The sequence below is a fragment of the Nocardiopsis deserti genome (genome assembly GCF_008638355.1).
Lineage (GTDB): Bacteria > Actinomycetota > Actinomycetes > Streptosporangiales > Streptosporangiaceae > Nocardiopsis > Nocardiopsis alborubida.
On record NZ_VWVS01000014.1, the window covers coordinates 170520 to 197039 of the forward strand.

The 26520-nt window shown below is 68.6% G+C and carries 25 protein-coding genes and 3 pseudogenes; 17 read left to right on the plus strand and 11 right to left on the minus strand.

Annotated elements, in window-relative coordinates; genetic code table 11:
• The first annotated feature begins 14 nt into the window (after positions 1-14).
• The 15 genes from FYW99_RS19285 (at position 15) to FYW99_RS19355 (ending at position 14202) form a co-directional block, all read left to right on the plus strand.
• The gene (locus tag FYW99_RS19285; protein ID WP_150253415.1) at positions 15-848 is read left to right on the plus strand and encodes a hypothetical protein; all 834 of its coding nucleotides are present in this window, start codon (positions 15-17) and stop codon (positions 846-848) included.
• Positions 845-2170, plus strand: a complete 1326-nt coding sequence (locus tag FYW99_RS19290) for a CpaF family protein (RefSeq protein WP_150253416.1) — start codon at positions 845-847, stop codon at positions 2168-2170. The genes FYW99_RS19285 and FYW99_RS19290 overlap by 4 nt, the downstream gene beginning before the upstream one ends.
• Positions 2167-3012, plus strand: coding sequence for a type II secretion system F family protein (locus tag FYW99_RS19295; RefSeq protein ID WP_150253417.1), 846 nt, complete (start codon positions 2167-2169; stop codon positions 3010-3012). Before FYW99_RS19290 ends, FYW99_RS19295 begins: the two co-directional genes overlap by 4 nt.
• Complete coding sequence (locus FYW99_RS19300) at positions 3009-3950, plus strand: type II secretion system F family protein (RefSeq protein WP_150253418.1); 942 nt, start codon at positions 3009-3011, stop codon at positions 3948-3950. Before FYW99_RS19295 ends, FYW99_RS19300 begins: the two co-directional genes overlap by 4 nt.
• A gap of 132 nt (positions 3951-4082) precedes the next feature.
• A complete protein-coding gene (locus FYW99_RS19305; RefSeq protein WP_150253419.1) occupies positions 4083-4286 on the plus strand; it encodes a hypothetical protein in 204 nt (67 codons plus the stop codon).
• A 104-nt stretch (positions 4287-4390) separates the two neighbouring features.
• The gene (locus tag FYW99_RS19310) at positions 4391-4732 is read left to right on the plus strand and encodes a TadE family protein (protein WP_263364081.1); all 342 of its coding nucleotides are present in this window, start codon (positions 4391-4393) and stop codon (positions 4730-4732) included.
• Entirely contained in the window at positions 4729-5271 is a 543-nt protein-coding gene (locus tag FYW99_RS19315) for a TadE/TadG family type IV pilus assembly protein (RefSeq protein WP_223839239.1), read from the plus strand. The genes FYW99_RS19310 and FYW99_RS19315 overlap by 4 nt, the downstream gene beginning before the upstream one ends.
• Complete coding sequence (locus FYW99_RS19320; RefSeq protein WP_150253421.1) at positions 5271-5684, plus strand: hypothetical protein; 414 nt, start codon at positions 5271-5273, stop codon at positions 5682-5684. The genes FYW99_RS19315 and FYW99_RS19320 overlap by 1 nt, the downstream gene beginning before the upstream one ends.
• 34 nt (positions 5685-5718) lie before the next feature.
• Positions 5719-8292: an OmpA family protein gene (locus FYW99_RS19325; RefSeq protein WP_150253422.1), complete on the plus strand. Its 2574-nt coding sequence runs from the start codon at positions 5719-5721 to the stop codon at positions 8290-8292.
• A gap of 980 nt (positions 8293-9272) precedes the next feature.
• A complete protein-coding gene (locus FYW99_RS19330; RefSeq protein ID WP_150253423.1) occupies positions 9273-9794 on the plus strand; it encodes a hypothetical protein in 522 nt (173 codons plus the stop codon).
• Positions 9795-9853: 59 nt separating this feature from the next.
• Complete coding sequence (locus FYW99_RS19335; protein ID WP_150253424.1) at positions 9854-10420, plus strand: SdpA family antimicrobial peptide system protein; 567 nt, start codon at positions 9854-9856, stop codon at positions 10418-10420.
• Complete coding sequence (locus tag FYW99_RS19340) at positions 10420-11436, plus strand: sporulation-delaying protein SdpB family protein (RefSeq protein ID WP_150253425.1); 1017 nt, start codon at positions 10420-10422, stop codon at positions 11434-11436. The genes FYW99_RS19335 and FYW99_RS19340 overlap by 1 nt, the downstream gene beginning before the upstream one ends.
• Complete coding sequence (locus FYW99_RS19345; protein WP_150253426.1) at positions 11433-11894, plus strand: SdpI family protein; 462 nt, start codon at positions 11433-11435, stop codon at positions 11892-11894. The genes FYW99_RS19340 and FYW99_RS19345 overlap by 4 nt, the downstream gene beginning before the upstream one ends.
• A 91-nt stretch (positions 11895-11985) precedes the next feature.
• Positions 11986-12393, plus strand: coding sequence for a thiol-disulfide oxidoreductase DCC family protein (locus tag FYW99_RS19350; protein ID WP_150253427.1), 408 nt, complete (start codon positions 11986-11988; stop codon positions 12391-12393).
• A gap of 288 nt (positions 12394-12681) precedes the next feature.
• Positions 12682-14202, plus strand: coding sequence for a serine hydrolase domain-containing protein (locus FYW99_RS19355; RefSeq protein ID WP_223839241.1), 1521 nt, complete (start codon positions 12682-12684; stop codon positions 14200-14202).
• Between the two features lie 81 nt (positions 14203-14283).
• Here the strand turns inward: FYW99_RS19355 and FYW99_RS19360 are convergent, their stop codons facing one another.
• The 4 genes from FYW99_RS19360 to FYW99_RS19380 all read right to left on the minus strand — a co-directional run bounded on the left by FYW99_RS19360 (position 14284) and on the right by FYW99_RS19380 (position 17661).
• Positions 14284-14955 carry a response regulator gene (locus tag FYW99_RS19360; RefSeq protein WP_223839243.1) on the minus strand — a complete coding sequence of 224 codons (672 nt, stop codon included), beginning with the start codon at positions 14953-14955 and terminating at the stop codon, positions 14284-14286.
• Entirely contained in the window at positions 14952-15905 is a 954-nt protein-coding gene (locus FYW99_RS19365; RefSeq protein WP_223839280.1) for a sensor histidine kinase, read from the minus strand. Before FYW99_RS19365 ends, FYW99_RS19360 begins: the two co-directional genes overlap by 4 nt.
• Positions 15906-16458: 553 nt before the next feature.
• Positions 16459-16812 (minus strand): integrase core domain-containing protein, encoded by a 354-nt coding sequence (locus FYW99_RS19370; protein WP_394350366.1) that lies wholly within the window; start codon positions 16810-16812, stop codon positions 16459-16461.
• Between the two features lie 309 nt (positions 16813-17121).
• Entirely contained in the window at positions 17122-17661 is a 540-nt protein-coding gene (locus FYW99_RS19380) for a GrpB family protein (RefSeq protein ID WP_150253431.1), read from the minus strand.
• 278 nt (positions 17662-17939) lie between these two features.
• On the opposite strand from FYW99_RS19380, the gene FYW99_RS19390 reads away from it, so the two are divergent.
• A protein-coding gene (locus FYW99_RS19390) for an IS3 family transposase (protein WP_150253432.1) occupies positions 17940-19123 on the plus strand; the annotation gives its coding sequence in 2 pieces (ribosomal slippage) (positions 17940-18201 and positions 18201-19123; 1185 coding nt in all).
• 85 nt (positions 19124-19208) lie between these two features.
• On the opposite strand, the pseudogene FYW99_RS33085 reads toward FYW99_RS19390, so the two are convergent.
• Positions 19209-20048 (minus strand): annotated as a pseudogene (locus FYW99_RS33085) (IS5 family transposase).
• Between the two features lie 188 nt (positions 20049-20236).
• Between FYW99_RS33085 and FYW99_RS19400 the strand changes: the two are divergent.
• A complete protein-coding gene (locus FYW99_RS19400; RefSeq protein ID WP_150253433.1) occupies positions 20237-20887 on the plus strand; it encodes a restriction endonuclease in 651 nt (216 codons plus the stop codon).
• Between the two features lie 315 nt (positions 20888-21202).
• On the opposite strand, the gene FYW99_RS31850 is transcribed toward FYW99_RS19400, so the two are convergent.
• The 6 genes and pseudogenes from FYW99_RS31850 to FYW99_RS19420 form a co-directional block, all read right to left on the minus strand.
• Complete coding sequence (locus FYW99_RS31850; protein ID WP_190394736.1) at positions 21203-21520, minus strand: hypothetical protein; 318 nt, start codon at positions 21518-21520, stop codon at positions 21203-21205.
• A gap of 547 nt (positions 21521-22067) precedes the next feature.
• Positions 22068-22229 (minus strand): annotated as a pseudogene (locus FYW99_RS32845) (ABC transporter ATP-binding protein); the annotation flags it as partial.
• A 41-nt stretch (positions 22230-22270) separates the two neighbouring features.
• Positions 22271-22405 (minus strand): annotated as a pseudogene (locus FYW99_RS33195) (ATP-binding cassette domain-containing protein); the annotation flags it as partial.
• 59 nt (positions 22406-22464) lie between these two features.
• Complete coding sequence (gene uppS, locus FYW99_RS19410; RefSeq protein ID WP_150253434.1) at positions 22465-24159, minus strand: polyprenyl diphosphate synthase; 1695 nt, start codon at positions 24157-24159, stop codon at positions 22465-22467.
• Between the two features lie 282 nt (positions 24160-24441).
• On the minus strand, positions 24442-25359 hold the full coding sequence (locus tag FYW99_RS19415; RefSeq protein WP_150253435.1) for a phosphotransferase: 918 nt from the start codon (positions 25357-25359) through the stop codon (positions 24442-24444).
• 524 nt (positions 25360-25883) lie between these two features.
• Positions 25884-26495 (minus strand): TetR/AcrR family transcriptional regulator, encoded by a 612-nt coding sequence (locus tag FYW99_RS19420; protein ID WP_150253436.1) that lies wholly within the window; start codon positions 26493-26495, stop codon positions 25884-25886.
• Positions 26496-26520 lie beyond the last annotated feature (25 nt).

The following is a 26520-nucleotide window of genomic DNA, read 5'->3' on the forward strand; positions in this document are numbered from 1 at the left end:
AGAAGGGGGAGAGCATGATCATCGCTGTGTGTTCGTTCTCGGGAGCTCCGGGGGTCACGACCCTGGCGACCGCCTTGGCGGCGGTGTGGCCCACGGGCCCGCTCACCGTTCCGGTACTGGTGGAGGCCGACGCCAGCGGCGGCGACCTGGCCGTGTGGCACCGACTCGTCGGCCGCCCCGGGCTGGTCTCGCTCGCGGCGTCGGTCCGAGCCGCCTCCGACCCGAACCCGGACGGGGAGCAGGGGGCCCGGCGCGCCCTGCTGGCGCACGCCGCCGAGCTCCCCGGAGGGCTGCGGGCCCTGGCCGCGCCGACCACGGCGCACGAGGCCTCCGCCGTGGTGACCGCGCTCGCGCACCGCGCCCGCGTCCTGCGGGGCGGGCTGACCGTCCTGGACCTGGGCCGGGTGGCCCCGGGGAGCGCGGGCGCGCACCTGCTCACCCTGTCCGACGCCGTGGTGCTGACCGTCGCGGGCGACGACGCCGCGCAGATCCACCGCGTCTCGCGCTGCCGCGACGTCCTGGAAGGCCTGGCCAGCAAGGGTGCCGAGGTCGGCCTGGCGGTACACGGCTCCCGTTTCTCCAGCGGCGAGATCACCGCCCAGACCGGTTGCCGGGTGTGGGCCCAGCTGCCGCACGACCCGACCGGCGCGGCGTTCCTGCGCGGAGAGGACTCCCGCCCGCGGGGCCTCCGCGAGCGGGTGGCCGCGTGGTCGCACACCCGCCACAACCCCGACGGCGTCGAGTGGATGCCGCTGCTGGCCGCCGCCCGCGGCCTGGCCGAACGGGTCGACGACGTGGTGGACGCCGCCGCGACCCTGCGCCGTTTCGAGGAGGCGTTCGCCGCGTGAGCACCTCCGACACCTCCCGCACCGCCGCCCTGAGCGGTCACCGCGTCGCACCGCACCTGACCGAGATCGCCGACAGGCTGGCCGACCGCGTCACCGACTCCCTGGTCCGTCAGGAAGCGGACACCCCGGTACGGGACGGCCATCGGACCCAGCGTGAGCGCGCGGACGCGATGCTCGCGGCCCTGCTGGAGGAGTACGCCTGCCGCGCCCTCACCGGAGCCGCCCGCGCCCTGACCGGGCCCGAGGAGGAATGGGTCCGCGCCCGCACCCTGGCCCAGGTCTGCGGACTCGGCCCCCTCGAACTCCTGCTCGCCGAACCGGGCGTGCGCGACATCCACATCAACGGCACCCGCGTCTGGGTCGACCTCGGCGACGGCCGCCGCGAGGAACGCGCCCCCGTCACCTCCACCGACGAGGAACTCGTCGCCCTGGTCCGGCGCCTGGCGGGACAGGCCCCCGGCGGAGAGCGGCGCTTCGACGCCTCCGCGCCCCTGCTGAGCATGGAGCTGACCGGCGGCGCCCGCCTCTCCGCCGTCATGGGCGTCTCCCGGCGCCCGGCCGTCACCATCCGCCGCCACCCCGAACGCGAACTCACCCTCGCCGACCTCACCACCTCGGGCATGCTCACCCGCTCCGTGCGCTCCCTGCTCACCGCGGCCGTGCGCGCCCGGCTCAACCTCGTCATCGGCGGCGCCACCGGGTCGGGCAAGACCACGCTGCTGCGCGCCCTGGCCCGCCACATCCCGCCCGCCGAACGCGTCATCACCGTCGAGGACGCCTTCGAGCTCAGGCTGGACGCCGACGAGGACCTCAACTGCCTCGCCCTCCAGGGCAGGCCACCCAACACCGAGGGCGCCGGGGAGATCACCCTGGCCGACCTGGTCCGCCACGCGCTGCGCATGTCCCCGGACCGGGTCATCGTCGGCGAGACCCGCGGACAGGAGACCGTCGCGCTCCTGCACGCCATGACCATGGGCACCGACGGTTCCATGGCCACCGTGCACGCCTCCTCCTCGGAGCAGATCCTCACCAAGCTCGCCACCTACGCCAACCAGGCCAGCGAACGCCTGACCCTGGAGGAGAGCGGCGTCCTCATCTCCTCCGCCGTCCACCTGGCCGTGCACATCGACACCGACGAGCACGGCGGAGGACGCGTCAGCAGCATCCGAGAGATCGTCGGCGTCGACGGGCCCCGGGTGGTGACCAACGAGGTCTACGCCCGCGAACACGGCGGGTTCACCACCCCGCCGAGCCCGCAGTACACCCGCAAGCTCGTCCGCGTCGGCTTCGACCCGGCCAGCCTGTTCGAGGACGCGCGGTGACCACGGTCCTGGCCGCCAGTCTGGGCGGCGCCGCGGTCGGCCTGGGCCTGGTGCTGCTCTGGCCCGCGCTCAGCGCAGCCCCCACCATCCTGCGCTCGCGGGTCAGCGTGCGCCGCGACACCGTGTTCAGGGCGGCCGCCGCTGCCGGTGCGGGCACGCTCGCCTGGGGCGTCACCGGCTGGCCCGTCGCCGCGGTCCTAGCCGCCGCTGCCGCCTGGTGGCTGCCCACCGTTCTGGGACCCGACCGGGCCACCGCCGCAGAGATCGCCCGCATCGAGGCCGTCGCGGGCTGGACCGAACAGCTGCGCGACCTCATCACCGCCTCCTCCGGGCTCCGACAGGCCATCTGGACCTCCTGGGCCATCGCACCCGAGGCCGTGCGCGTCGACGTGCAGGGCCTGGCCGCGGACCTGACCGCGGGCAACGACCTGGAGGACGCCCTCACCGCCTTCGCCCACCGCGTCGACAACGAGACCGCCGACCTGGTGGCCGCCGCGCTGTCCATGGCCGCCCACCGGCACGCCGCCGACCTGGGTACCCTCCTGGGAAGCCTGGCCGAGGCAGCGCGCGACCGCGCGTCCATGCTCGTGCGCACCTCCACCTCCCGGGCACGCACCCGCACCTCGGTCCGCATCATCACCGCAGCCTCCCTGGCCATGGTGGTCGGCATGGCCGCCCTCAACGGCCCCTACTTCGCCCCGCTCGGCTCGACCACCGGCCAACTCGTGCTCGCCCTAGTTGGCACCGTGTGGGCGGGGGCTCTGTGGTGGCTGACGCACCTGTCCGACCCGCCGCGCACCGAACGCGTGCTGTCGGCCCACGAGCAGGAGGAACGCATATGAGCGTGTTCGCGGCGGCCCTGGGCGGGGCCGTGGTGGGAGCCGGACTGTGGTGGACGGCGCGGGTGCTGAGCCGCCCCGGCCTGGCCGACCTCCTGCCGCCGCCGGACCTGGAACAGGACGGGATTCAGGGGCGGGAAGGGGAACGCGCATGGGGGCGGGTGGGGGAGAGAAAGAGGGCAGGAGGAGCCGGGGTCGTGGGCGCCGCTGCGAACATGGCGCGGGCAGGAGGGGGAGTGCTGGCCCGGTTCGGCTGGCCCGGGCCCCGCACCAGGCGCGACCTGGCCGTGTGCGGCATCGACACCGACCGCCACCGCGCCGAGATGACCGTGTCCGCGTTCGCCGGAGCCACCCTGTTCCTGTCCCTGCTGGCCACCGCCGTGCCGCCCGCGTCGCCGATGCCGCTTTCCGCCGCGCTGGGACTCAGCACGTCCCTCTTGGGGTTGTGCCTGGTCGCGCCCGCGCTCGTGCTCCGCCACAGGGCGGCCCAGAGTCGAGCGCGGCTGGGGGCTGTCACCTCGATCATCGCCGATCTCGTCGGAGTCGCCCTGGCCGGAGGATCGGGGGTCACCGGAGCGCTCACCGCCGCCACCCGGCGCGGGAGCGGACCGGCCTTCGACCTGATCCGGCGCTGCCTGCACGAGGCGAACCTGCGCACCCGCCCGCCCTGGGACGCCCTGTCCGACCTCGCGGAGCGGACCGGCGTGCGCGAACTGGACGAACTCGCCTCCTCCATCCGCATCGCCGGAACCGACGGCGCCCGGGTGCGCGCCTCGGTCCGCGCCAAGGCCGCCGCCCTGCGCACCCACCGCCTCGCTGCCCTGGAAGCGCAGGCTCACGAGGCCACCGAGCGGATGACCCTGCCGGTCATGCTGCTGGTGCTCGGCTTCCTGCTGCTCATGGGCTACCCCGCCGTCACGCACGTGACCAACGGGTTCTGACCCGAGACCCGACATCCGAGACGCATCAGCCGTTCGCTGTCCGCTGTCAGCGGGCGCAGGTCACCAACCACCGCACGTCAGCCGCTCACCACCGGCTGACAGGCACCGGCCACCGAGAAAAGGGGCAACCACATGCGCCAGGCCCTGCGCCGCGCCCTCACCGCACTCGTCCTCGGCACGCGCCGTCACGGCACCGCCGCGGACCGGGGATCGACCACCACCGAGTACGTGCTCATGCTCGTCGTCGCCATCGGCATCGCCACGGCGGTCGGCGGCATCCTCACCCCGAGGATCATCGAGAGCGCCCAGTCCGTCGACCTGGGGGTCATACCGTGAAGCGCGGGCTGGGGTGGGGCAGTAGGGGCGGGTTAGGCCACCGGGACGTCTGGAACCGCAGGGATGGCCGGGGCGGCCGGGACGACAAAGGCGGCGCGGACACTCTGTTCGTCATTCCGCTGATGTTCGTGATGCTGCTGGGCATCCTGCAGTACGGGCTCTGGGCGCACGCCCACCACCGGGCCCAGGCCGTGGCCACCGAGGCACTCGCGGCAGCACGGGCCTTCGGCAGCAGCGCCGGAGAGGGACGAGCGCGGGGGAACGCCCTGGCCGAGGACCTGGGCGGCACCATCCTGCGGAACGTCAGCGTCCGGGTACAGCGGGGTGATGCCACCACCAGCACCAGGGTGGACGGCACCGCGATCAGCCTGGTCCCCGGATGGGATCCATCCGTCAGCACGACCCTGTCCGGACCCACGGAGCACGTCGACGGAGCGGCCCGGTGACAGCGCCTCATGAGCGGATTCGGGACCGGAATCCAAGGCGGGAGCAGGACCGGGCCGGGGACCTGAAGCGGGAACAGGACCGGGCCGGGGACCTGAAGCGGGAGCAGGACCGGGAACGAAGCCGGAAGCGGGAGCGGGACCGGGGGAGTGCGTCGGTCGAACTGGTCCTCATCATTCCCGTCGTGCTGGCCTTCCTGCTCCTGCTGGCCCTGACCGGCCGCAACTACACCGCGGCGCTGGCAGCCGACGCCCTCGCCCACGCCGCCGCGCGCTCCGCCTCCCTGCACACCGACCGAAACGAGGCCCGAAACGCCGCTGAGCAGGCCGTCGCCGAGAGCGTGGGCGGCTGGGGGCGCGCCTGCCAGGAACCCGCCGTGCGGTTGCGGCCGACCACGGAAGGGAACCTGCGCGCGATGCGGGCCGAGGTCGAGTGCACCGTGCACCGCGACGACCTGCGCGTTCTGGAGGTCAGCGAGCGGCGCACCGTCACCGGATCCGCCGTCTCCGTCCTGGACGTCCACCGAGAGCGGGAGCCCTGATGGGCGGAGGCAGCCCGAGCGCGTTCGTCGTCGCCATCGCCGCGACCCTCCTGGCCTGCCTCGGGCTGGTCCACGACGGCGCCCAGATGCTCCGCGCCAAGACCCTGACCACCACCCTCGCCCACGAGGCCGCCCGGGCCGGAGCCCAACACCTGGACGCTGACCTGTTGCGCACGGGCACCCTCGCCCTCGACCGCGACGAGGCGCGCAGTGCGGCCCGGGACCACGCTCGGCTCGCGGGTGCAGGAGCGGACGCGGGCACGAACACGGCCGTGGGCGTGGACGTGGTTGTCAGCGCTGACGAGGTCACGGTCACTGTCACGACCACCTACCGTCCGACCGTGCTCGTGGTCCTCGGAGAGGTCGAGATCGCCTCCCGCGCCAGCGCGACCGCGCACACCCCGACCCCGTGAGACGCCGAGGGACAACGCTGGAAGAGGGGACGACATGCACCACCCGGTTCACAAGGTCCTGGCCTGCGCGGCCACACTCGCCCTGCTGATCGCGCCGCCCGTCCTGCTCCAGCGCTGGCAGTGGCCCGCGCAGCTGGACGGGATGTCCTGGGACCACCTGTGGCTGACACTGGTCAGCGCGACGCCGCCGACGGTGGTTCTTCAGGCACTGACACTCGTGCTGCTCTGGGTTCTGTGGGGCACCTTCACCGGGCTGGTGCTCCTGGACGCGGCAGCTCTCCTGCGGGGGCAGGTGCCCAGGGTCGGACTGCTGCGTCTGGCGGTGACCGGGGTCGCGGGAACCTCCGTCGCCGTGTCCGCGCCCGCCGTCGCCTCGGTGGCACCGGCTGACAGTGCGCTGACAACCGGCGAACAGGACGCGAGCGGCGAGGAACCGGCGCACGTGCTGGAGCGCACCCGGATGCTGGCGGGCTTCGGGACCGACTCCGCCGAGCTCACGCCCACCATGACGGAGGAACTGCTGCCCACCGTCGAACTCCTCCAGCTCTTCGGAGACCCGGGAGAGGCGGTCACCGTCACCGGGCACACCGACACGAACGGCCCCGACGCGTACAACCGCGCGCTGTCCGAACGCCGGGCCGAGTCCGTCGCCGCCTTCCTGACCGAACAGCTGGGGGAGGGGTGGACCATCACGACCGAAGGCGCGGGTTCCGAACAGCCGCGCAACCACCCCGACCTGGGCCAGGCCGCTGACCGGCGCGCGGAGATCACGTACGCGCTGACCACACAGCCCCGTGCGGCTGCTGACCGCTCGGCGGAACAGAGCGAACCGGAGCCGAGCCTGTCACCAGAGTCGGAGTCGGAGTCGGAGTCGGAGCAACAGGAACAGGAACCGCGGGAGCAGGAGCAGGAGCAGGAGCGCGATCGGGGCCAGGGGAGCGAAGCGGCAGACAACTTGGCAGACAGCGCGCCCATGGGCGGTGAAGGGGCAGGCGAAGTTCAAGGGGAAGGGTTCTCCGGTACGAGCATGCTCGTCGGAGCCGCTGCGGGTGCGGTCGCCGGAGCGATCGGCGGACGGCTCACCGCACCTCGACGTCGTGAAGTCCGTCGGAGCTCGGGCGATGCGCTGACGGGCGGAGAGACAGCCGCACCTGAGCCCGGGGAGGTTTCCGGTGTCGAGGTCCGCCGGAGCGCCGGTACTGAGCTGGTTTCGGCAGGGGGATATCTGAGGGTCGCTGACAACCTGGCTGTCAGCGCACGCGACGGGCTCAGCGTGACCGGAACCCATGGGGAGGGAGTGTGCGCTTCCGTCATCGGCCGCGCCCTGGCGGACGAGCACGCCACGGTCATCACCACCCAGGGCGTCCTGGCGCGGGCAGGCGCGCCGGAAGAAGCGGACGTTCCCGGCCTGGTGGTGTGCCCCGACACCGCGTCAGCGATCACCGAGACCGAGCTGGCCTACATCAGCGCCGTGCGTCTGGAGGACGAGGAGGAGGAAGCCGCTGGCACTCCCTCGTGGACGCTGCTCGTGGTGGAGTCCCCCGAGGAGGGGCTGGTTGGTGACCGGCTGGACATGGTGACCAGGGGTTCGACCGACAGCGGCACCGTTGTCCTGGTTCTGGGGGAAGGATGGCCCTCACCCACGGCCCGCTGCGACGCCTTTGACACGGTGGAGGTCACCGACGCGGACGGGGCCGTGACCACCGTGTACGACGGTCTTCGCCTGTTCCACATGGGCGCGTCTGCTTTCTCGGTGTGTCTGGACACTGACGCCGAGGAGCTGTCGGCAGCTGAGGAGGAGGAAGAGGAGGACACTTCCTGCTCCCCGGCCGTGGAGGGACCTGAGCTGTTCGAGGAGGGGGAGGAGTTGGTGAAGCCGCGGCTGCGGCTGTGCCTGTTCGGACCTCAACCCAGGGTCGTGCTGGACGACGCTGACGTCGGGGCGCGCATGCGTGGTTCCACGCGTCGTATGCTCGCCCTCCTCGCCCTCTATCCGGATGGGATGGGCACTGAGGCGCTCACCGACGCGTTGTTCCCTGATTCCACCGAGAACAAGGCCCGGGCTCTGCGCAACACGGCCTCCAGCGACGCGCGCCGCGTGGTCCGCGAGGCGTTGGGGGACGGTGAGGCCGAGATCCTGGAGGTTACCTCGGGCCGGTACCGGATCCGTCGCGAAGCCGTTGACGTGGACGTGTGGTGCTTCGACGCCGCGCTCAGGGCTGCGAGCGCGACCCGGGACGCTGGTCAACGTCTGGCGCACCTGCGGATCGCGGCTGCGGAGTACACGCACGAGCTGCTGTCCGAGGTGGAGTTGCCGTGGATCGAGGAGAAGCGCCAGGCCTACCGTCGGGCTGCTGCCGACTGCTTTGTCAGCCTTGCCAAAGCCAGTGACGAGCCAGAGCAGGGGCTGATCTGGTTGGAGCGGGCGAGGGAGTCCGACGACCTGAACGAGGCCGTCTACCAGGAGATCATGCGAACCCAGGCGGTTTTGGGGCGGTTGGACGCGGTTGAGCGTGTCCACCAGGAGCTCAGCGAGCGACTCAAGGCCATGCGCGCTCGTCCCAGTGTCACCACGAGCAAGCTCTTCCAGGAGCTACTCGGCCGCTGAAGTTTCGTTAGCTGGGGCGTTGGTGGAGTTGGGCGCCGGTTGTGTGAGTATGGACGCGGAACGGGCGTCGGAGGTGCCTTAACAAGCTCTCCGCATAGATTGCGAGGAGATAACGGCCTGTGTTTCCGCAGGTCGTTAAGCGTGAGCCCCGCGCACGCGGGGATGGACCGCGTGGGCTCTCGCCTGGATTGCTAACGCCTACGTGAGCCCCGCGCACGCGGGGATGGACCGGAACTGTCGCGGCTGCTGACGCAAGGCAGCGCGTGAGCCCCGCGCACGCGGGGATGGACCGCGGACCGGAACCATCGCGGCCGTGCCCAACTGGTGAGCCCCGCGCACGCGGGGATTGGGCCTATGCCGTGTCGGCCGCGGACTCGGCTGAGGAGATGTCCTCGCGCAGTTTCTCTGCCCTCTCGTGGTCGCGGGCGTTCGCCGTCACCCACCGGTCGAACTCCTCCACCCCCTTGGGTTATGAGAACCTCAGCCCCGCTATGCGTCACCCCGTCAAGAAGCTCGCCCAAGGTGAACTGACGGGAGAAGAAGGCCTGCAACCAGCTTGTCAGTGGTGTACACGGTAGCGCTGGACGGACCAACTCCCTGTCCAAGGCCGCCTTCAAGGCGCTGCGCCTGGTGAATCTGCCTCCGACACATCGGGGGTTATCGCCTCGGCTGTCCTGGCCCTGTTCCGGTCCTGACCCGGCCTTACCGCATGCCCAGACCTTACTCAGGGTTGTCAACCGGTAGCGGGAAAAGATCCAAAGCACAGGGGGCATGACATTTGTCATGCCCCCTGTATTCAGTCGTGCACGATTCAGCTATTTTCATATTGTCCGATCGGTACTCGGTACCTATATTTGTTTCGCCCCCTTCTTCGGCTTGATGATTGAGGGCTTTCCCCCATTTCCCCTGAAAGGCAAACAGTGAAGAAGAGATTCATCGCAGCTCTGACGGCCGCTGCGGTCACCTTGTCCACTCCGGGTGTGTCAAGCGCCCAGGAAACGGTGGTTCCGTCGGAGTCGGCGAGTTCTCCCGAGGCGGTCATCAGCGCGGCGTTCTTCGGCACCGGACCGCTTGCCGAAGGCGTTCTGCGTGTTGTGCTTCCGGAGGAGGTCAGCCAGGAGGAGTACGACACCATGGTCGAGGAGGCCGTGGACCTGATGACTGAGACCGACCCCGAAGCGGTCGAGGACATCACCGAAGGCCTGACGAGTGGTTCCCCTCTCAAGGTCGAGCAGGCCCTGGAGGGTGGCACCGACCTCATGGTGGAGATCGCTGGGGACGACGGCCAGGTCACTCCGGACTCCCCCTGTGGTTTCGCCGCGGTCTGCGTCGCGGTCGCGGCCGCCGTGGCCCTGTCCGTCGTCGTGGCGCAGAACAGCGCTGTCGCCACCACCGCCGCCGCGGTGAGCCAGGCCATCTGGCTGCACATCGGTGCGGGGACCTCCGTGCCGCTTGAGCACGAGCAGGCGATCGCCGAACTCACGAGGCAGCTCGCGGCGTGAGTCCCCATCTGGTAGGACGGTCCCGTTCGGGCGGCGATTCCGCCGCCCGAACGGGCGCCATGGACAGAGCGCGCCGCCAGTACCTGCTGGGCATTGTCGTGACGGGGTTCGTCATCCTCACCGTCTTCCTCGTCTTCGCCCCCTCCCAAGCGCTGTTGAACAGGAGTCAGAGCCAGGGTCTGGATGTGCTGGGCGAGTTCGCGCCGCAGGGGTGGGCGTTCTTCACGAAGGATCCGCGTGGGCCGTACGTCTCGCTTTACCAACGACACGGACAAGGGTGGGAACAGGCCAACTCCACCACCGTGGCAGGGGGTGAGCATCTTTTCGGACTCGACCGGAGTGCTCGTACGGAGAGCTACGAGATCGGCGTCATCACCGGTGCGATCACTGAGGAGGAGTGGACGGCGTGTGATGAGGAACTGATCACCCGTTGTCTGCCGGAGTCTCCGGAGACGGGCGTATCGGTCGATTCCTATGGCGAGGACCTCAGGTTCTGCGGTGTCCTTGCCGTCACCAGGCAGGAACCGGTGCCGTGGGCCTGGGCCGATCTGGTGGAGCAGATGCCGGGTGACTACGCGGTCGTGGACGTGGAGTGTCACGATTTCGAGAGAGGCCAGTTCCTGTGATGTCAGTCAGTGAGCGGGCGCGTCCGATCGCGGCCTGGCTGGACCGCCGGGTGGAAAACGCCCTGCGCTTCTCCGCCCACAGCCCGTACGTCGGGCTGGCCCGGAGCCTCATCGCGCTGGGGACCCTGTGTTCTCTGGTCGCGACACCTGTGGAACACCTGTTCTATGCGAGCGAGGCCAGGCCGGAGGGACGGGTCTGCGCGGGGGCCGCGGACACCATCGGAGCCTTCTGCGTCGTCCCCTACGAGTACCTGGACCTCGTCCGCTGGGGTGCGGCCCTGGTGCTCGCCCTGGTCGTCATCGGCCTCGCACCACGTCTGACCGCGGTCCCCCACTGGTGGATCTCCTTCTCCTTCTACTCGTCCAGCAACGTGATGGAGGGCGGGGACCAGGTCGCCGCGGTACTCACCCTTCTCCTGCTGCCTGTCTGCCTGACCGACCCCAGGCGTTGGCACTGGCAGCAGGCACCGGAGCCGTCTGGTACGTCAACGGGCGTTCGCGTCCTCAATGCGCTGACCCTGGCCCTCGTCTGGATCCAGGTGTGTTTCATCTACTTCCACGCCAGTATCGGGAAACTGGTGGTCCCTGCCTGGAGGGACGGCACATCATTCTGGTACTGGGCGCTGTACTCGCCCTTCGGAGTTCCGGACCACCTGAAGTGGTTGTTGGAACCGTTACTGGCCATCGGCCCGGTGCTCGTGGCAGTGACTTGGGGGACTCTGCTGGTCGAGTTCCTGATCGCCTGCTGTCTGTTCGCTGGTCACAGGCTGCGTTACGTGGCTCTGGGGGCGGGTGTCACCCTGCACGGACTGATCGCCTTGGCTGTCGGGCTTCCGGGCTTTTCCCTCATCATGTTCGGAGCGCTGGTCCTCTACACGGTGCGCCCCGGCGACACGTTGCCCCGCTGGGTATCCGACCGGATTTCCAGGACCCGGGGTCCGGAGAAAGGGGAAACCTCCTCAGAGGCGGAGAACCGCGAGTACACGGTCACTTCAGAAGGGAAAGTCAACACGTGAATCTCAGGAACCTTCCCGGGACGCCCGGGGAACTCGTTCCGGTCGCCGTCGAGCGGATGGAGGGGGGAGCGCTGGTGTGGACCTCCATCGTGGTCCTCGCTACTGCGGCCCTGCTCCTCGTCGCCGCCTACGCCGGCGCCAAGGGCAAGTTGCGGCCCAACCCCTATCTCGGTATCCGGACCGCCCTCACCGCGGGCAGCGACGAGGCCTGGTACGAGGTCCACCGCAGATCCGCTCCCTGGTTGGCGGCCTCGGGAATCGCCATGGCCGTCGGTGGAGTAGCTCTCTTCCTGATCGAGGACGGGGAGTTCCAGATGGGAGCGTTGCTTGTGGCCGCCGCCGTGTGCCTGACGACGGTCGTCGCGGGCGCGCTCACGAGCTCGTGGGCCGTGCGCGATCGCATGGCTCGGCGCGAGCGAGCCTCAGGCGAGAACCCTTCCGGACTGGGAGGAGAGTGATGCCGACCGGAATGGGCCGATTCCCTCGGCTGACTGCGCCCGTGCCAGCGAAGCTCTCTCCGGACCTCACCGGAACAGGTGGATGCCCGCGATGAACGGACTCCAAGACGTGAGCCCTGTCCCCGCAGCTGGCCTGTTCCTGTACGACCGGGACTGCGGCTTCTGCCAGCGCTCGGTGGATTTCGCCAGATACCGCGTGCGCAGTGAGGTGACCTTCACCCCGTGGCAGGACTTCGATCTGGCCAGCGCCGGACTCACCCCTGCCCAAGCCAACGCCCAGGCCTGGCTGCTTCTCCCCGACGGCCCGGTCCGTGCGGGCGGTGACGCGATCACCGAGGTGCTCCGTCGTGGGCGTGGCTGGGCCCGCTGCCTGGGCTTCCTCATGAGGCTGCCCGGGGTTCGAAGGCTGAACCGAGCCATCTACCGCTTGGTCGCGTCCCACCGCCACCGGTTGCCGGGAGGCACCTCCTCCTGTGCGCTTCCCCGCCCTGGCGCCTGATTCCCGCCCCACCCGTGCGGCTTCCAGCCGTGGGTGGGGCGCAGCCCGCCTTTCTCCAGGATGCTGCCGGATGTGTGTCACCACGAAGACGGTGATGGGCCCCACCCGCACAGACGGATATGACGGTTGTCACCCGGGCGAGGATGACCAGGACGTGACGGCCGTGACTGTCGCGCGACCCGTGCCGTCGAGGAGCATCGGAGCATGCCAGCCCCGAAACAGCCACAGGTAGCTTCCGAACCTCACGCATCGCCTCGGCGCTCACTGGCTCCGGCCGTTCCCCGTCGGATGCTGCTCATCGCACTGGCCGTTGGTATGGCGGTGGCCCTGGCCTGTCACCTGCTCCTTCCGTACGCGCCCCACCGTTCGGCGACCGGTGGGGAGTTCATCGGAGCCCCCGGACTGGTCGCCGACGTCGAGACCGCGCTCGACCCAGCCCAGGTCCAGGGCCTGGCGGTCGCCCGCTTCGACAACCACGCCCCGGACCAGGTCGAGTGGGCGACGGCCGGTACCGCTGACGGCACCGTGCCCGTCAGCACGGACACACCCTTCGAAACGGCCTCCGTTTTCAAGGTCTTCACGGCGATGCTGCTGGCCGACATGGTGGAGCGCGGTGAGACCTCTTTGGACCGGACCTTGGGCGAGATCTTTCCCGACACGGCCTTCGCAGACTCCGAAATCGCCACTGCCACCCTTCAAGAGCTGGCCACACACCACTCTGGGATACCGACAGAGGCCGAAGTGGGAGTGCTCGGGGCCCTCAGTTCACTGGTACGCGGTGACAAGTACGGTGACGCCACCGCGCCGCTGGAGTTCGCGGCCACCACCGTCTCGTGGAACCGGGGGCGCTACCAGTACAGCAACGCCGGATACGCCCTCCTCGGCGAGGCCCTCGCGAAGGAGGTCGGAAGCACCTTTCCCGAGCTGGTCCGTGAGCGTCTCCTTTCACCTCTGGGGTTGGGCGGGACAGCGATCTTTCCGAAGGGCACACCCGAGGGTGGTGCCGGGCCGCACATCGAGGCGGGCGCCCGGGTCCAGGACTGGCACAACTCCGACTACGCGGCTGCGGGGATCACCACCTGGAGCACTCCAGAGGACCTGGTCTCCCTCATGGCCGCGATCGCGAGGGGGGACGCTCCCGGCATGGGTGCCCTGGAGACCGTGCACGAGGAGGTCGACCCCGTGGTCCCCGCAGCGGGGAACGGGAGCACCCCGTTCGGCATGGGGCTGGGCTGGAACCTGACCGATGTTCCCGACGTCGGCGAAGTGACATGGCACAGCGGCGGCACGCTGGGCTCCCGAACGATGATCGCTACGGACGGAAGCCGTTCTGTCGTCGTCATGGCCAACTCCTTCGGGGTGGAGGCGCCCGCCCTGGCCCTCACACTCCTGAGGGACGCCCCGCAGCCGATCCCCACAGCGTCATCATCCCCGATGGTCCTGGCGCAGACCCTCCTCATCGCGCTCCTGCCTCCGACCTTGCTCTGCGGCCTGATGCTCCGGAGGCGCACACTCCTCACACAGCGCCCCCTCGACCGGTTGCGGATGGTCTCACTGACCCTCGGCGCGTTCGCCTGGGTCGCTGTCGCGCTGAGACTGGGCGGATGGGTGGACACACCAGAAGTGGTCTGGGCGCTGGGCGCGGGCATCGCCGCCACGGGTGCCGTACTGGGCGTCTGGCACTGGCGCGCGGCCCCGACCGAGGCGGGGAAGTGGCGCTGGCTGCACGTACCCGTGTTCACACTGTCGGTCATGCTGTCCTCAGTGGTGCTGGCCGGGGCGCTCTGGGGGACACTGGCGGTCTGGTAGACGTGGCGCGCAGGACGACACGGTCACCCCGGTACCCGCCCCGGGTCGTGCGGCGGCTGGGCACGGAACCCCGTCTCCCCGTCATGCGCGGTGACGGCCGTACCAGAGAGCGAGCTGAGTGCGGTCACGCAGGCCCAGCTTGCGGAGGGCGTTCGTCACATGGTTGCGGACGGTGCCCTCGGTGATGAACAGACGCCGCGCGATGCCCTGGTTGGCCTCGCCCTCGCTGATCAGACCGACCACCTCGAATTCGCGTGCGGACAACGGGCTCGGGTCGGGTGTCGCCAGTGGTGCGGTTGGTGTGCGCGGCGAACTCACCTCCTTGATGAGACGGTCCGCGACCGCACCGGTGAGGACACTCTCTCCACGCGCGACCCGACGCAGTACGTCGGCTACCTCCTCGGGCTCAGCATCCTTGAGCAGGTAGCCCTTGGCCCCGGACCGCAGCCCCTCGAACAGGTACTCGTCCTCCTCGAACGCCGTGAGGACCACGGGCCTGATCGAGGGGTACGACTCTTGGAGCCGTTTCAACAGGGTGATGCCGTCCATGACCGGCATGTGGATGTCGACGAGCGCGGCGTGCGGCAGGCGCTCCTCGTCACACGAGGCGAGGAGGCCCAACGCGGCTTGCCCGTGTTCGGACACCCCTACGACCTCGATGCCTTCCTCCGGGGTCAGAAGGCGGGCGAGGCCGCGGCGCATCAGGGCTTGGTCGTCCACGATCAGGACTCGCACCGGTCCCTCATGCTTCACTGCGTCTCCTCCACGAGGTAGGCGGGCTGGCAGGGGACACGGGCAGAGAGGCGGAATCCCCCTTCGGGGCGGTTACCCGTGTGGAGGTTTCCGCCCAAGGAGGTGAGGCGTTCCTCCAGCGAGGACAAGCCGAAGCCCGAAGCCCCGTAACCTTCGGCGACTCCTGTTCCGTCATCGACGACATCGACCTCCGCAGTGCCTTCCCCGATTCTGACATCCACGGTGATCCTGTCCGCCTGGGAGTACCGCAGCGCATTGGTCAGCCCCTCCTGCACGGTGCGGTACAACGCGAGTTCGACTTCGCCGTCCATATCGTCCGGCCACGTACCGACGAGACGGAACTCGGTATGCACGCCCGTGTCCTTGAACGCTGTGGTGAGCCCCCGTAGAGCCTCAGGCCCGTTGAGCTGTTCCAGGTCGAGGGGCTTGAGAGCGCGAACCCAGCGGCGGGTCTCGACCAATGCCTCCCCGGCCAGCCGATACGCGTCATCGATTTCCTCACGGACCACCTCTGGGACCCCGTCCGCCGAGCGTCGTGCACTGGACAGGCAGAGTTTGATGGCGGTCAGGTAATGACCGGTGCTGTCATGCATCTCTCTGGCCATGCGTCCGCGCTCCTCCTCAACCGCGAGCTCGCGAACCCTCGAAGAGTAATGCCGCAGTTTGCGGTGGGCCTCGGTGAGCTCCCCGAGTAGCTCACGGGTCTGCCGTGCCCTGCGACCGGCGGACAGCAAGGACGCGACGACGATGAGCACACCGAGGCAGTACCCCAGGAGCAGGGCACCGTTCGTTGCTGCCAAGGAGGTCGGCATCAGCGGATGGAGCGCTCCCGTGGCGAAGTTCGCCAGACCGAACGCGAGGCAGACGGCGAGCGCGGTCAGCAGGTTGTGCGCGTACAGGGCGTGTGCAACAGAAACGACAATAATAAAGTAGTGGCCGAAATCGAGCACCGGCAAGAGGAGAACGGTAGACCCCAGGAAGGCGTAGGAGAGGGATCTGCGCGCCAACGACTCCTCTGGCTTCCAGGGAAGGAAAGGCCAGAGTGCGATGGCGGGGACATAGAAAGCAAGAAAAGAAAAGAATAGCCAGTTGTCATGTATCCATTGGTCTGGAACGAAGTGGCCCTGGGTGTACGCGGAAACAGAGCGCGACGCCAGTGCGATGAGAATGGATGTCCAGAACAGAACTCTCAGGGATAGGGGGCAGGTATCTCCCGAGCCGTGGCCCGAGAACATCAACGTCTTGAGAGACGGAGTGGGCATAAAATGAAGATTACCATAGGTTCCTAAACCCCTTGATGGGGTCCTGTGCTCTCGCTGAGGCCTTTCTTCTCGCGTAGCGCTGGTCGTATCCCTGCGTCAACCATTCCAGCGAGGTCTTGTAGCCTCTTCTGGATAACGATTGGTGCCCTTGGGTGCGCTCTGGTCAAGCGGTGTGTCTCGTGCTGGGTTTATTGGAGGCTCTGGCATGTACCGGCTTCGGTGGAGCCGTGTTTCCGGATTCTCAGGCCACGGTGCTCGGTTGTCTCTTCTCGAACTCCGCCGGTGGGATCAGACCGATCTCGCCGTGCAGGCGGCGGTGGTTGAACCAGTCCACGTACTCGGCCACCGCGATCTCCACCTCGTTCAGACTCCTCCACGGGCAGCGGCTGCGGACCAGTTCGGTCTTGAACAACGAGTGGAACGCCTCGGCCAGAGCATTGTCGTAGGAGTCTCCGGCGGTGCCGACCGAGGCCACCGCCCCGGCCTCGGCCAAGCGTTGGGTGTAGCGCGCCGCCAGATACTGCACTCCGCGGTCGGAGTAGTGGACCAGCCCATCGATGCGCCGCCCCACGTGCGCCCGGTTCCACACAGCCATCCCCAACGCGCCCAAGGCCAAGTCGGTGCGCAGCGACCGCGACACCTGACAACCTGGCCGCGTTGGGCGCTCTCGCCTTGGTGTTCTCGGGCCGGTTAGCTCAGGGTACGGTGCCCGACGCGATCCGGTGGGTGTCGTATGAGACGTTCAGCCGTCCTCTGGATGTGATCGGGCTGCCATGACCAGCACGAACGTCACTACACACCGAGGATGAAACAGCCTTGGGTGGGAGGTTTGCACTGGCATTCACAGGTTCTGGCACTGATCTTGTGATGCGGTGACAGTCAGTCACTCACGTGGTTCATGAGGTCACTTCTCCCAGACCGGTTCGGGCGGCAGGCCACGCTCCCTGCGCGCGCGATCGGTCACTTCTTGGATGAACGTGGTCTTCGCTTCGGTGTACTCGCCCGGAGCGGCGGTGGTGGCCGCGAGCCTGCGCTTCAGTTCCGCATAGTGTGCCGCCTCCTCCGGGTAGGAGCGCAGGTAATCGCGAAGGATCCTCTGATTACGGGTGGGCCAACTCGCCTGGGTGACGACGTGCAGGATGTGCGTGCGCACCCCGTCTGGTGCGCGCACATAGAGCAGCCGATCGTTCATTCCGTTCTCGTGTGGGGTGAAGCCGAGACGGGCCAGAGCGGGTTCATGGTCGCGAACCTCCCGTAGGGACGCGGTGGCCGCCATCAGGTCGATGACGGGTTTGGCCGCGAGTCCCGGGACGGATGTGGACCCGATGTGCTCGATCTCCGTGAACAGTCCGGGGCTCGCCTCCTGGAGTTCCGCGATGGCAGCAGAAGCCATATCGGGCCAGTGCGGGTCGTAGTCGGCGATCGCTACCGCGGCAGGTCTCATGAAGAACAGACTGCCAGGGGCACTGTCTCTCGTGCGGGGACCATCCTCTTGTCGCTCGACAATTCAGAGCGGGTGAAGGATCCGGGTGCGCAGGAGGTCAAAGCTCACTCGGCCGAACATCTGCCTCTTGATCTTGTTCACGGTGCCCTCCACCGCTCCGGAACTGTGGGGCAAGCTCAGGCCGGCGTGGACCGCCGCGTGGTCATGGTCGTGAGGTGCCCCGAGGTTTCCGGACAGGGATCCAATAAGATGGTTCCGCAAGGAAACAGGGGGAAGTTTTGGGCAGGCGAAGTAAGTACTCACAGGAGTTCCGTGAGGAAGCAGTGAAACTGGTGATCGAGAGCGGTCGCCCGATCAAAAATGTCGCAGAGGACATCGGTGTCCGCTCAGAAACACTGCGCCTGTGGGTCAAGCAGCACCGGGAAGAGAACCCCTCGGCCGAACCCGGGCTCGACATGAACGAGCGCGCACGCCTGAAAGAACTCGAACGGATCAACCGCGAGCAGGCCAAAGAGATCGAGTTCCTAAAAAAAGCAGCAGCGTACTTCACCAGGGATCGTCCGTAACGGACAAGTACGAGTTCGTCGAAACCATGCGGTTCGATGACACGGCGAAGTACGTCTACAGCATCGGCTTCATGTGCTCACACCTGGGCGTTTCCAGGTCGGGATACTACGAGTGGCGAACCCGACCTGATTCGGCGACCCACCAAAGACGCGAATACCTTATGCTCCTCATCCGCAAGGCATTCGACCAGTCCGAGCAGACCTACGGGTACCGGCGGATCCACGCCCAGCTCCAGCGCTGGGACGTCCAGGCCGGCCCCGAGCTGGTGCGCCTGCTCATGCGCCAGATGGGCCTGGAGCCCTGCCAGCCGCGTCCGGTGCGGGTGTGCCTGACCGAGGCCGATGACAGCGGCCAGATCCCCGACCTGGTCCAGCGCGATTTCACTGCCCCGCGGCCCGGGGTGAAACTCGTCGGCGACATCACCTACGTTCCCACCTGGCAGGGGTGGCTGTATCTGGCGATCGTGATCGACTGCTGCACCAAGGAAGTCATCGGATACGCGATGGGCGATCACTATCGCACCCCGCTCATCGTCCAGGCGCTAAGGAACGCACAGAGGAACGGGAAAGTGTCCGAGGGGGCGATCTTCCACTCCGATCGCGGCAGTAACTGTACCTCGTTCGAGTTCGGTGCATTTCTCGCTGACAACGGGTTCAAGCGTTCGGTCGGCCGAACCGGGATCTGCTACGGTAATGCCCTTGCCGAGTCGTTCTTCGGGGCGCTCAAGAATGAGCGGGTCAATCGGGTGGTGTATCCCACGCGAGAACGAGCCCGCAGGGACATTACTCGGTATATCGAGCACTGGTATAATCACAGGCGTCTTCACTCTGCACTGGGGTGCGACACACCTGCGGAGGTGTATGCGGCGCATCAGGGGATGCGACTCGCCGCATGAGATAGGCGGTTCAAAGCCTGTCCGGAAACAGCAGGGCCCCTCAGAAATTCGGTCATGGTTCGCCAAGGCGGATGCTGGCAGCGCCTTAGGCACTGTTTTGTGAACGGATGAGGTTACGGAGCCAGATCTGGATCGAAGCCACCAACACAGTCCCGTCGAAGATCACGGCCCGCTTGTCATAGCGGGTCGCGACCGCCCGGTCCTGCTTGAGCAGGTTGATACACCGCTCCACGGTGTTTCGACGGCGGCGCTCACGCTGGTCCTTGGGTTGCGTGATAGTCGCTTTGATCTTGCGGCGGCGCAGGTGGCCCCGGTTGGCCCGGCTGGAGTAGGCCTTGTCGCCCAGCACCCGGTCCGGTCCGGACGGGTCCGGAGCCTGCCCACACAGCGGGGCAGCCGCAACGCGGCCACCAACGGCTCGAACATCAGACTGTCCCCGCGCTCGCCCGGGCCGGAGAGCATGGCCGGGGGCCGTTGGCCGGAGTCGGCGAGCAGGTGGAGCTTGGTGGTCGGCCCGCCCCGGAAGCGGCCCAGGGCCTCGTCCCCGTCCGGTTCCTCCCACTCTGTTTCCCCTTTTTCGCCGCTCCTGCGGCATGCTGATGGGAACGCACGGTAGTGGAGTCGATCCCTACGTTCAGCTCCTCGCCGGTAGCGGCGTCGATGCGAAGCCGGTCGGCGATCCGCTGCCAGGTGCCGTCGATGCACCAGCGTCGGTGACGGCCCGTGCGGCCTCCCAGGGGTCGCAGCGCTCAGGCAGGTCCCGCCAGGGAACGTCGGTGGGGTCACGGAACAGGATGCCGTTGACGATGCGGCGGTGGTCGGCCCACTTTTGCCCTTGCGCGGGTCCGGGGACAGGAGCAGGACGAGCAAGGGTAGAGGTCGCCCTACGGCGAGCCCGGCAGTGGCCGCGTCCGGACGCGGCCAAGATATGTCCTATATGCTCAATTTTTCCTTATTTGATCTCTTCTTGGTTTGCTGTAAAGAGTCAGCATCCTCGGAAGCAGAGGACACAGAGTGACTCCAGAACCATCCCCCTCACCCTCATCCCCCGCGTCGTCTTCGGATGGCGAGGCGAACTCGCCCGCGACCCGGACCGGGCCAGAACGATCCACGGTGGTCTTCGTCCTGCTCTCGGTGGCGTTCTCCGCCGCCCTGTTCGTGGAATACCGCTCCGAGGAGTTCGCTCTCATCGACGCTCTCGGGCCGTCGGCCGTGGGCGGCCTGCTGTTGTACTGGGCGCTCGCCGCTCTGCGCAGGCGCAGGCGGGCGAAAAAGGGCCAGGACACGGCGACGGCCCGGCCCAAGGGCTGGCTGGCGCGTGTGATGGACGAGGAGACCGCAGCCGAGCGGGAGAGGAAGCAGAAGGCGTGGGAGCGCGCACGGACGCGGATCCACACGCCCACGGAGGCCGAGACATTCGTGGCGAAGTGGCTGCGGAGCCAGGGTTTCCGGGGTGCCCGGGTCACGCCTCCGTCGGGTGACGCGGGGGTCGATGTTACCGCCTCGGGTATCTCCGTGCAGGTCAAACGTTACGACTCCAAAGGCGTTGGGCGCCCTGAGGTGCAGCAGTTGGTCGGCGCGGCCCGGGTCGGTGACGTGGCCGTGTTCTTCACCTCCTCGCGTTACACCGACGCCGCCGTCGAGTACGCCGACCAACGCGGTGTCGCCCTGTTCGCGTTCGACTTCACGGGGGGTTACCCGGTGCGCGTGGTGAACAGAACCGCGGAGCGGCTGCTCCGCGACCGCGGTCGCGGGCACGAGTAGGACCGGTCCGGTCGTCCCGGTCGGCTCCGGTCCTACCCGCTGACCCGGGTGAACGGACTCCCGTGTAGCGCTTCAGCGCCACGATGGCGTGATCGCGCGCGGCCGCACTTCGGCCTCTGGGGCCCGGGAGCGTCGTGGTCACGGGAGTGGTCCAGTCACCCTGCCAGAGCAGACCCTGCTCCGCTCTCACTTCCAATGAACAGTGCCTAGCCGCCCTCGACGACACCACCGCGCAGTGAGCCCCACGCACGCGGGGATGCTCCCAAGGACTACGACCTCGCCTCAGCCCTGTGGGAGTGACCCGGACAGGACCTCTCAGATTCCGGGTGGCCCGCCCACCCTCTGGGATGTGCGGTCATGCGTGTGTGCGGCGAACGCCCCCGGGGCGACCACTCCGAACACCGCCGCCCACCCCAGGCTGAGGAGCATCGATGTGAGCGGGACGGTATCGGTGAACGCCCCTGCCGCACAGACCTGCATCGCTCCGTACCCGGGTAGGAGGAGAACGGCGTCGGCGTCCGCGGTCGGATTGATGATCGGCTTCTGTAGGGCGTTGTCGATCACCGTCGCCACGATGATCACGAACATGCCCTCCAGCTCTTCCGGCAGGAACAGGGTCAGGAAGAGCCCCATGGCACCGTAGGCCGTCCCGCCCAGGAAGAGGCCCGCCCATACTCCAGCGGCTGCTCCGCAGCCCAGTGCAGGGAAGTCCAGGCGGCGGCGTAACCGCTGACCGTTCCCGAGGACACCACCAACATGGTGAGCTTGGCCGGGATGAGCGCCGTGCGGGGGCAACCCACCCGGGCCAGGCGCCGATCGAAGTCCGCCGAGCGGTGCGCCGCGGTGAACATCGCGAACCCCACCAGCAATGACACCAGATGGAGTACACAGCCCAGGGTCGTGACCTGGTGCCCCAGCGCCTGGATCCGCGTGTCCGTGGACCGGTGCACGAACGCGACGGGTTCCTCTGATCGAACGTGCCTGCAGGCAACTGGTACAGGGTGTCCAGACGGTCGACGTCGTGGGCCAGGTGGGAGATGACCACGATGGCGCACCCCTGAGCCTGCAGTTCCGCGGAAACCTCCCCGAACCGCAGGTAGGTCTCCCAGTCGAAGCCCTGGTAGGGCCCGTCCAGTAAGAGGACGGCCGGATCGTGCATGGGGGACAGGACCAGGTTCAGCTTCTGCCGTGTTCCGCCGCTCAGGTGCCGGACCCGGGTGGCACCGTACTGCTCGAACCCGAGCCGGGCGATGAGGGCGCGAGCCCGGTCAAGGCGGTGCAACCGGTAGGCGAGGGCGAAGCAGCGCAGGTGCTGGTCCACGGTCAGTTCCGGTTTGGTCACCGGGTACTGGGGGCAGCAGCCGATCCGGCCCTCGACCAGCAGCCGTTCCGGCCCTCGACCTGGACCCGGCCGGAATCGGGAGCGAGCTCACCGGACAGGATCCGCAGCAGGGTGGTCTTGCCCGCTCCGTTCTCACCGACGACCCCCACCAGCTCTCCGGATGCGGCACGCAGGCTCACCCCGCGCAGGACACGCCTCGTCCCGAAGGCCCTGTGCGCGTCCGCCACATGCAGCATCAGGCGCTCTTCTCGCTCAGGGTGCCGCCGAAGCTCCTGCGCCGTTCCGCGTAGGCGTTCACGGCACGCACCAGGTGGGAGCGGTCGAAGTCGGGCCAGAGAGCGTCCTCGAAGACGATCTCGGCGTAGGCGGTGTGCCAGGGCAGGAAGTTGCTGGTGCGCTGCTCACCAGCGGTCCTGATCAGGAGGTCCACGTCGGGCAGAGTGGGATCGTAGAGGTACCCGGCGAGGTCGGACTCTGTCATGCGCGTCGGGTCCAGCCGCCCCGAGAGCGCCTCGGCCGCCATGCGTTTGAGCACGTCCACCATCTCCTGGCGGCCTCCGTAGTCCAGGCAGAACGTGAACGTCGTCCCGCTGTTGCCCGACGTCAGCTCCTCGGCCCACTCCAGCCGTTCGCGGAGCGCCGCCTCGACCCTGCTGCGGCGGCCGTACCAGCGCATCCGAACGCCCCGGTCGTGCAGGCGCCCGGCTATCCCCGGTACGCGCCGCGTGAACATCCTGAACAAGGAGGACACTTCTTCGGGAGAGCGCGACCAGTTCTCCGTGGAGAAGGCGAAGGTGGTCACGTACTTGATGCCCAGATCCCCGGCGGCGTCCACCAGGCGGTACATCGCCTCCTCTCCCGCCGAGTGCCCTTCCACCGTGGCCAGTCCGAGTGCCCGGGCCCACCGCCGGTTACCGTCCATGATCACGGCCACGTGCTCGGGGACCGCGGCGGGAGGGTCCTCGGAGTCCGGGGACAGGAGGGGCGAACGCCGTTGCCGCGGCCCGGAGTCGACGGGCAGGACTTCGGCGGGTGTCTCCCGGGTTTGTGACAACCGGGCGGGAACGGCTGTTCGCGGCGGAGCGTCCGGCCGGTCCGCCGGAAGGTACTCGCACTCGTCCAGGCCTGTTCGCAGCCCGGCCAGCATGGAGGCGAGGAAGGGGCGGCTGGAAGGGTGCGCGGCATCGACCACCGCCTGCCCCCGGTCCAGCAGTCCGCGTGCCCGTCGCACCTGCAGGGCGATCAGTTCCCGACAGGCGCCCGTGCCGAGCGCGCCGTTCAGGCCGTCCGCGTCCAGGCCGAACCGCTCCAGGTCCTGGCGGGGCAGGTAGCAGCGGCCCTGTTCGAGGTCCTCGGGCAGGTCGTTGAGGATATCGATGTACTGGAGAACTTCGCCCAGCAGTGACATGAGTTCCGGGGTGTCCTCCCGGACCGGCTCCAAGACGGTGCCGAACAGCTCCGCGAGGGTGCCGCTCATACCGCGCAGGTAGCCGCGCAGGTCGGCGAAGCCGGAGAAGTCGGGCGGTCGGCGGCTGTCCTGTTCGAGTGTGGTGAGGAACTTCTCCAGCACCGGTACGGGCATGTCCCACGCCCGCACCATGTGGGCCATGGCGCGCTGGACCGGCGGTAGGCGGACGGGTTCGTCGGTCAGCTCGGTCAGCTCGGTCAGGGTATCGGCACGGAACCGGGCCAGGGCCGGCCCGCGCTCGCAGACCTCCCCTTCGTCAGCCAGCCGATCGGCCCATATCCCGAAGGCGGCCAGTGCGTGCGCGTAGGGGCGCTTGTGGGCGGGCAGCAGCTCGACGATCTGCGGAGAGAAGTGGTCCGCACCCGTGTGGATCCTGCGGCAGACCTCGAAGGCGCGCGCCAGGCCGGTGTCGGCGCCCCGCTCCGCGACCAGCCGGGGACCCGTCCCCATGTACCCGCTCATCGCTGTTCCTCCGCGGTGACCGCGGGGGTGCGCCCTCGCACCCGTGAAACGTTTCCAGTGAGGGGGTCCGCCTGTGTCCACACCCTGGCGAACACTGAGGGGATATGAATAGTCACGCTGGGTATCATAATGATTTTCGTGGCTGCTGGGAACTGCGGGCGGCGGCCCTCGGGGCTGCCCGGTGCCGGCGGTGTTCCGTGCCGGACGGTGAGCCCCACGCACGTGCGACGGCGTGGATGGGCAGCCCGGCCACGGCCAGGGTCGTCGAAGTACGCCGCCGGTCTACTCGTGGACTCCGGTCGGAGGCTCGCTCAGGACCCGGTCGAGCGCCGCCCGTCCCGCCGGGCCCCACGTCGGCTTACCTCCGGGTAGGCCGCGGTCCCCGTTCCGGCCCATCAGCATCAGGAAGAGGCTCTTGAGCGCGGCCAGCCCGCGGGCGCGCCGGACCGTCGCCTCGTCAGCCTCCGCGTAGGCGGCGAAGAAGCGTGCGGCCGCGCCCGCCGGCAGCAGTACCCAGGCGGCCGCCAGGTCCGACGCCGGGTCGCCGACGAACAGGTCGCCGAAGTCGACGACACCCGCCAGCGTCCCGTCCGCGACGACGACGTTCGCGGGATGCAGGTCGCCGTGCACCCACACCGGCGGACCCTCCCACGCGGGGGCCGCGACGGCGTCGTCCCACACGGCCCGGACCCCGGCGGCGTCGGCACCGATCGCGTCAGCGTCGAGGGAGTCGAAGAACTGGTCGAAGCCGTCCGCGCAGTCCTTGGGATGTGCGCCTCGGCCCGTGTCGACCGGTGCGTCGGCGGGCGCTGGCACGTGCAGCGCCTGGAGGAAGGCCGCCAGGGTGTGGGCCGCGTGCTCTCCGCGGGTGATCGCCCCGCGGTCCAGCGGCAAACCCGGCACCCACGTCATGACCGTCCACATCTTGGGGAATCGCTGGGAGGGGGCACCACCGCGTACCGGGACGGGAACGGGCAGCGGCAGGTGCGGGGCGAGCAGCGGCAGCCACCGGCGCTCCTTGAGCTGGGGATCGGGGTCGGTGTCCATGCGCTGGATCCGCACGGCCAGCTCGTCCCCGAGGCGCCACATCTGGTTGCCCCAGCCGCCGTCCACCTCGCGCAGGGGCAGTTCGGCCAGGTCCGGGTGCTGGTCCCGCAGCAGGTCGCGGATGAGACCCGCGGTGATCTCGATCTCGGTCATGCGGAGCAACCTTACGGGGTCTGATCACGACGACGCCGTCCGACCACGACAACGCCGTCCGACCGTTGCGACGGTCGCGGCGTTTGCGCCTCCAGTGCGAACCCGAAGGTGGGTGAACTCGGCCGATCAGGGACGGTACCCGGCGACGAAGCCCGCACGCGGGAGGAGCGAAGGCAGGGCTTTCCGTGTCCTTGGAGCTCATCTCATGTGGGTTCCCGATGTCCTGGCCCGGTGTCGATGGCCTCCACAAGGTCCGCGGTCATCGTCAGGGCCTCCTGGCGCGTACGCCACGCGCCGCTGCAGCCACGCGGAGGACGGCGTCGAACGTTCGGGGCCGTGCCGTGCGGTCTTTCGCGGGACGGAGGTCTCGCGCCGTGGCGTCGGTACACCACCGGTACGCGACGCGACCGTTCCCGAGCTTGCGGGTGGACGCGCGGTGAGCGGAGTTCAAGCGTGAGGCCGCCCCGAACCCGCTCCGGGCGCACGGGGACCGCCCCGTGCGCCGGGACCAGCGTCGGCGCGACCTACTGATCGGCCGGCCCGTGGGGCGCGGTGGTTGACGACGCGTGCCCTTCACTCTCGAATGCCGCCAACGAGGTGATGAAGTGCTCGGCCGCGGCGTCGATCTCGGCGCTCGGGGTCAGCAGCCTCTGCAGCAGGAGTCCTCGCAGACACGCGGTCGCGATGACGCTCTGCCGCCTGGCGTCGGTTGCCGTGGCGCCGTCGCGAAGAGCCGCGGCTTCGAGAAGGTGCGCCAGGCCGTCGATGTCGATGACGAGCTCCTGGAACGCGTCGCGTTCGTAGACCGCGAGCCCGACCAGGTGGAAGAAGGCATGGGTGCGGTCTTCGTGCGCGGGGTCCGAGTAGAAGTTCCAGACGGCTCTGCACAGGGCCACGAACCCGAGTTCGTTGCCGGTCGCGGCGATGACGAGGTTGTCGCGGCGGCGCGCTTCCAACAGCACAGCACGCAGCAGACCCGGCCGCGACCCGAAGTGGTACGTCAGCAACGTGTGGTGCACACCGAGCCGCTCCGCGACTTGGCGCATCGACAGGTTCGGGCTGGGGCCGTTCTCGCCGAACTCGTTGAACAGCGCCTCCAGGAGACGCTCCTTCCCTTCCCCCGCCGGCGATCTCACGTTGCCTCCGTTGACAGTTTCACCA

Bases quoted from the DNA above. Each gene is read 5' to 3' on its own strand.
- FYW99_RS19355 (WP_223839241.1), top strand. From the start codon at position 12,682: ATGCTGCTCATCGCACTGGCCGTTGGTATGGCGGTGGCCCTGGCCTGT.
- FYW99_RS19305 (WP_150253419.1), top strand. From the start codon at position 4,083: ATGCGCCAGGCCCTGCGCCGCGCCCTCACCGCACTCGTCCTCGGCACG.
- FYW99_RS31850 (WP_190394736.1), bottom strand. From the start codon at position 21,520: ATGGGGCTCTTCCTGACCCTGTTCCTGCCGGAAGAGCTGGAGGGCATG.
- FYW99_RS19415 (WP_150253435.1), bottom strand. From the start codon at position 25,359: ATGACCGAGATCGAGATCACCGCGGGTCTCATCCGCGACCTGCTGCGG.
- FYW99_RS19370 (WP_394350366.1), bottom strand. From the start codon at position 16,812: ATGGCTGTGTGGAACCGGGCGCACGTGGGGCGGCGCATCGATGGGCTG.
- FYW99_RS19300 (WP_150253418.1), top strand. From the start codon at position 3,009: ATGAGCGTGTTCGCGGCGGCCCTGGGCGGGGCCGTGGTGGGAGCCGGA.
- FYW99_RS19285 (WP_150253415.1), top strand. From the start codon at position 15: ATGATCATCGCTGTGTGTTCGTTCTCGGGAGCTCCGGGGGTCACGACC.
- FYW99_RS19325 (WP_150253422.1), top strand. From the start codon at position 5,719: ATGCACCACCCGGTTCACAAGGTCCTGGCCTGCGCGGCCACACTCGCC.
- FYW99_RS19335 (WP_150253424.1), top strand. From the start codon at position 9,854: ATGGACAGAGCGCGCCGCCAGTACCTGCTGGGCATTGTCGTGACGGGG.
- FYW99_RS19340 (WP_150253425.1), top strand. From the start codon at position 10,420: ATGTCAGTCAGTGAGCGGGCGCGTCCGATCGCGGCCTGGCTGGACCGC.
- uppS (WP_150253434.1), bottom strand. From the start codon at position 24,159: ATGAGCGGGTACATGGGGACGGGTCCCCGGCTGGTCGCGGAGCGGGGC.
- FYW99_RS19350 (WP_150253427.1), top strand. From the start codon at position 11,986: ATGAACGGACTCCAAGACGTGAGCCCTGTCCCCGCAGCTGGCCTGTTC.
- FYW99_RS19320 (WP_150253421.1), top strand. From the start codon at position 5,271: ATGGGCGGAGGCAGCCCGAGCGCGTTCGTCGTCGCCATCGCCGCGACC.
- FYW99_RS19380 (WP_150253431.1), bottom strand. From the start codon at position 17,661: ATGAGACCTGCCGCGGTAGCGATCGCCGACTACGACCCGCACTGGCCC.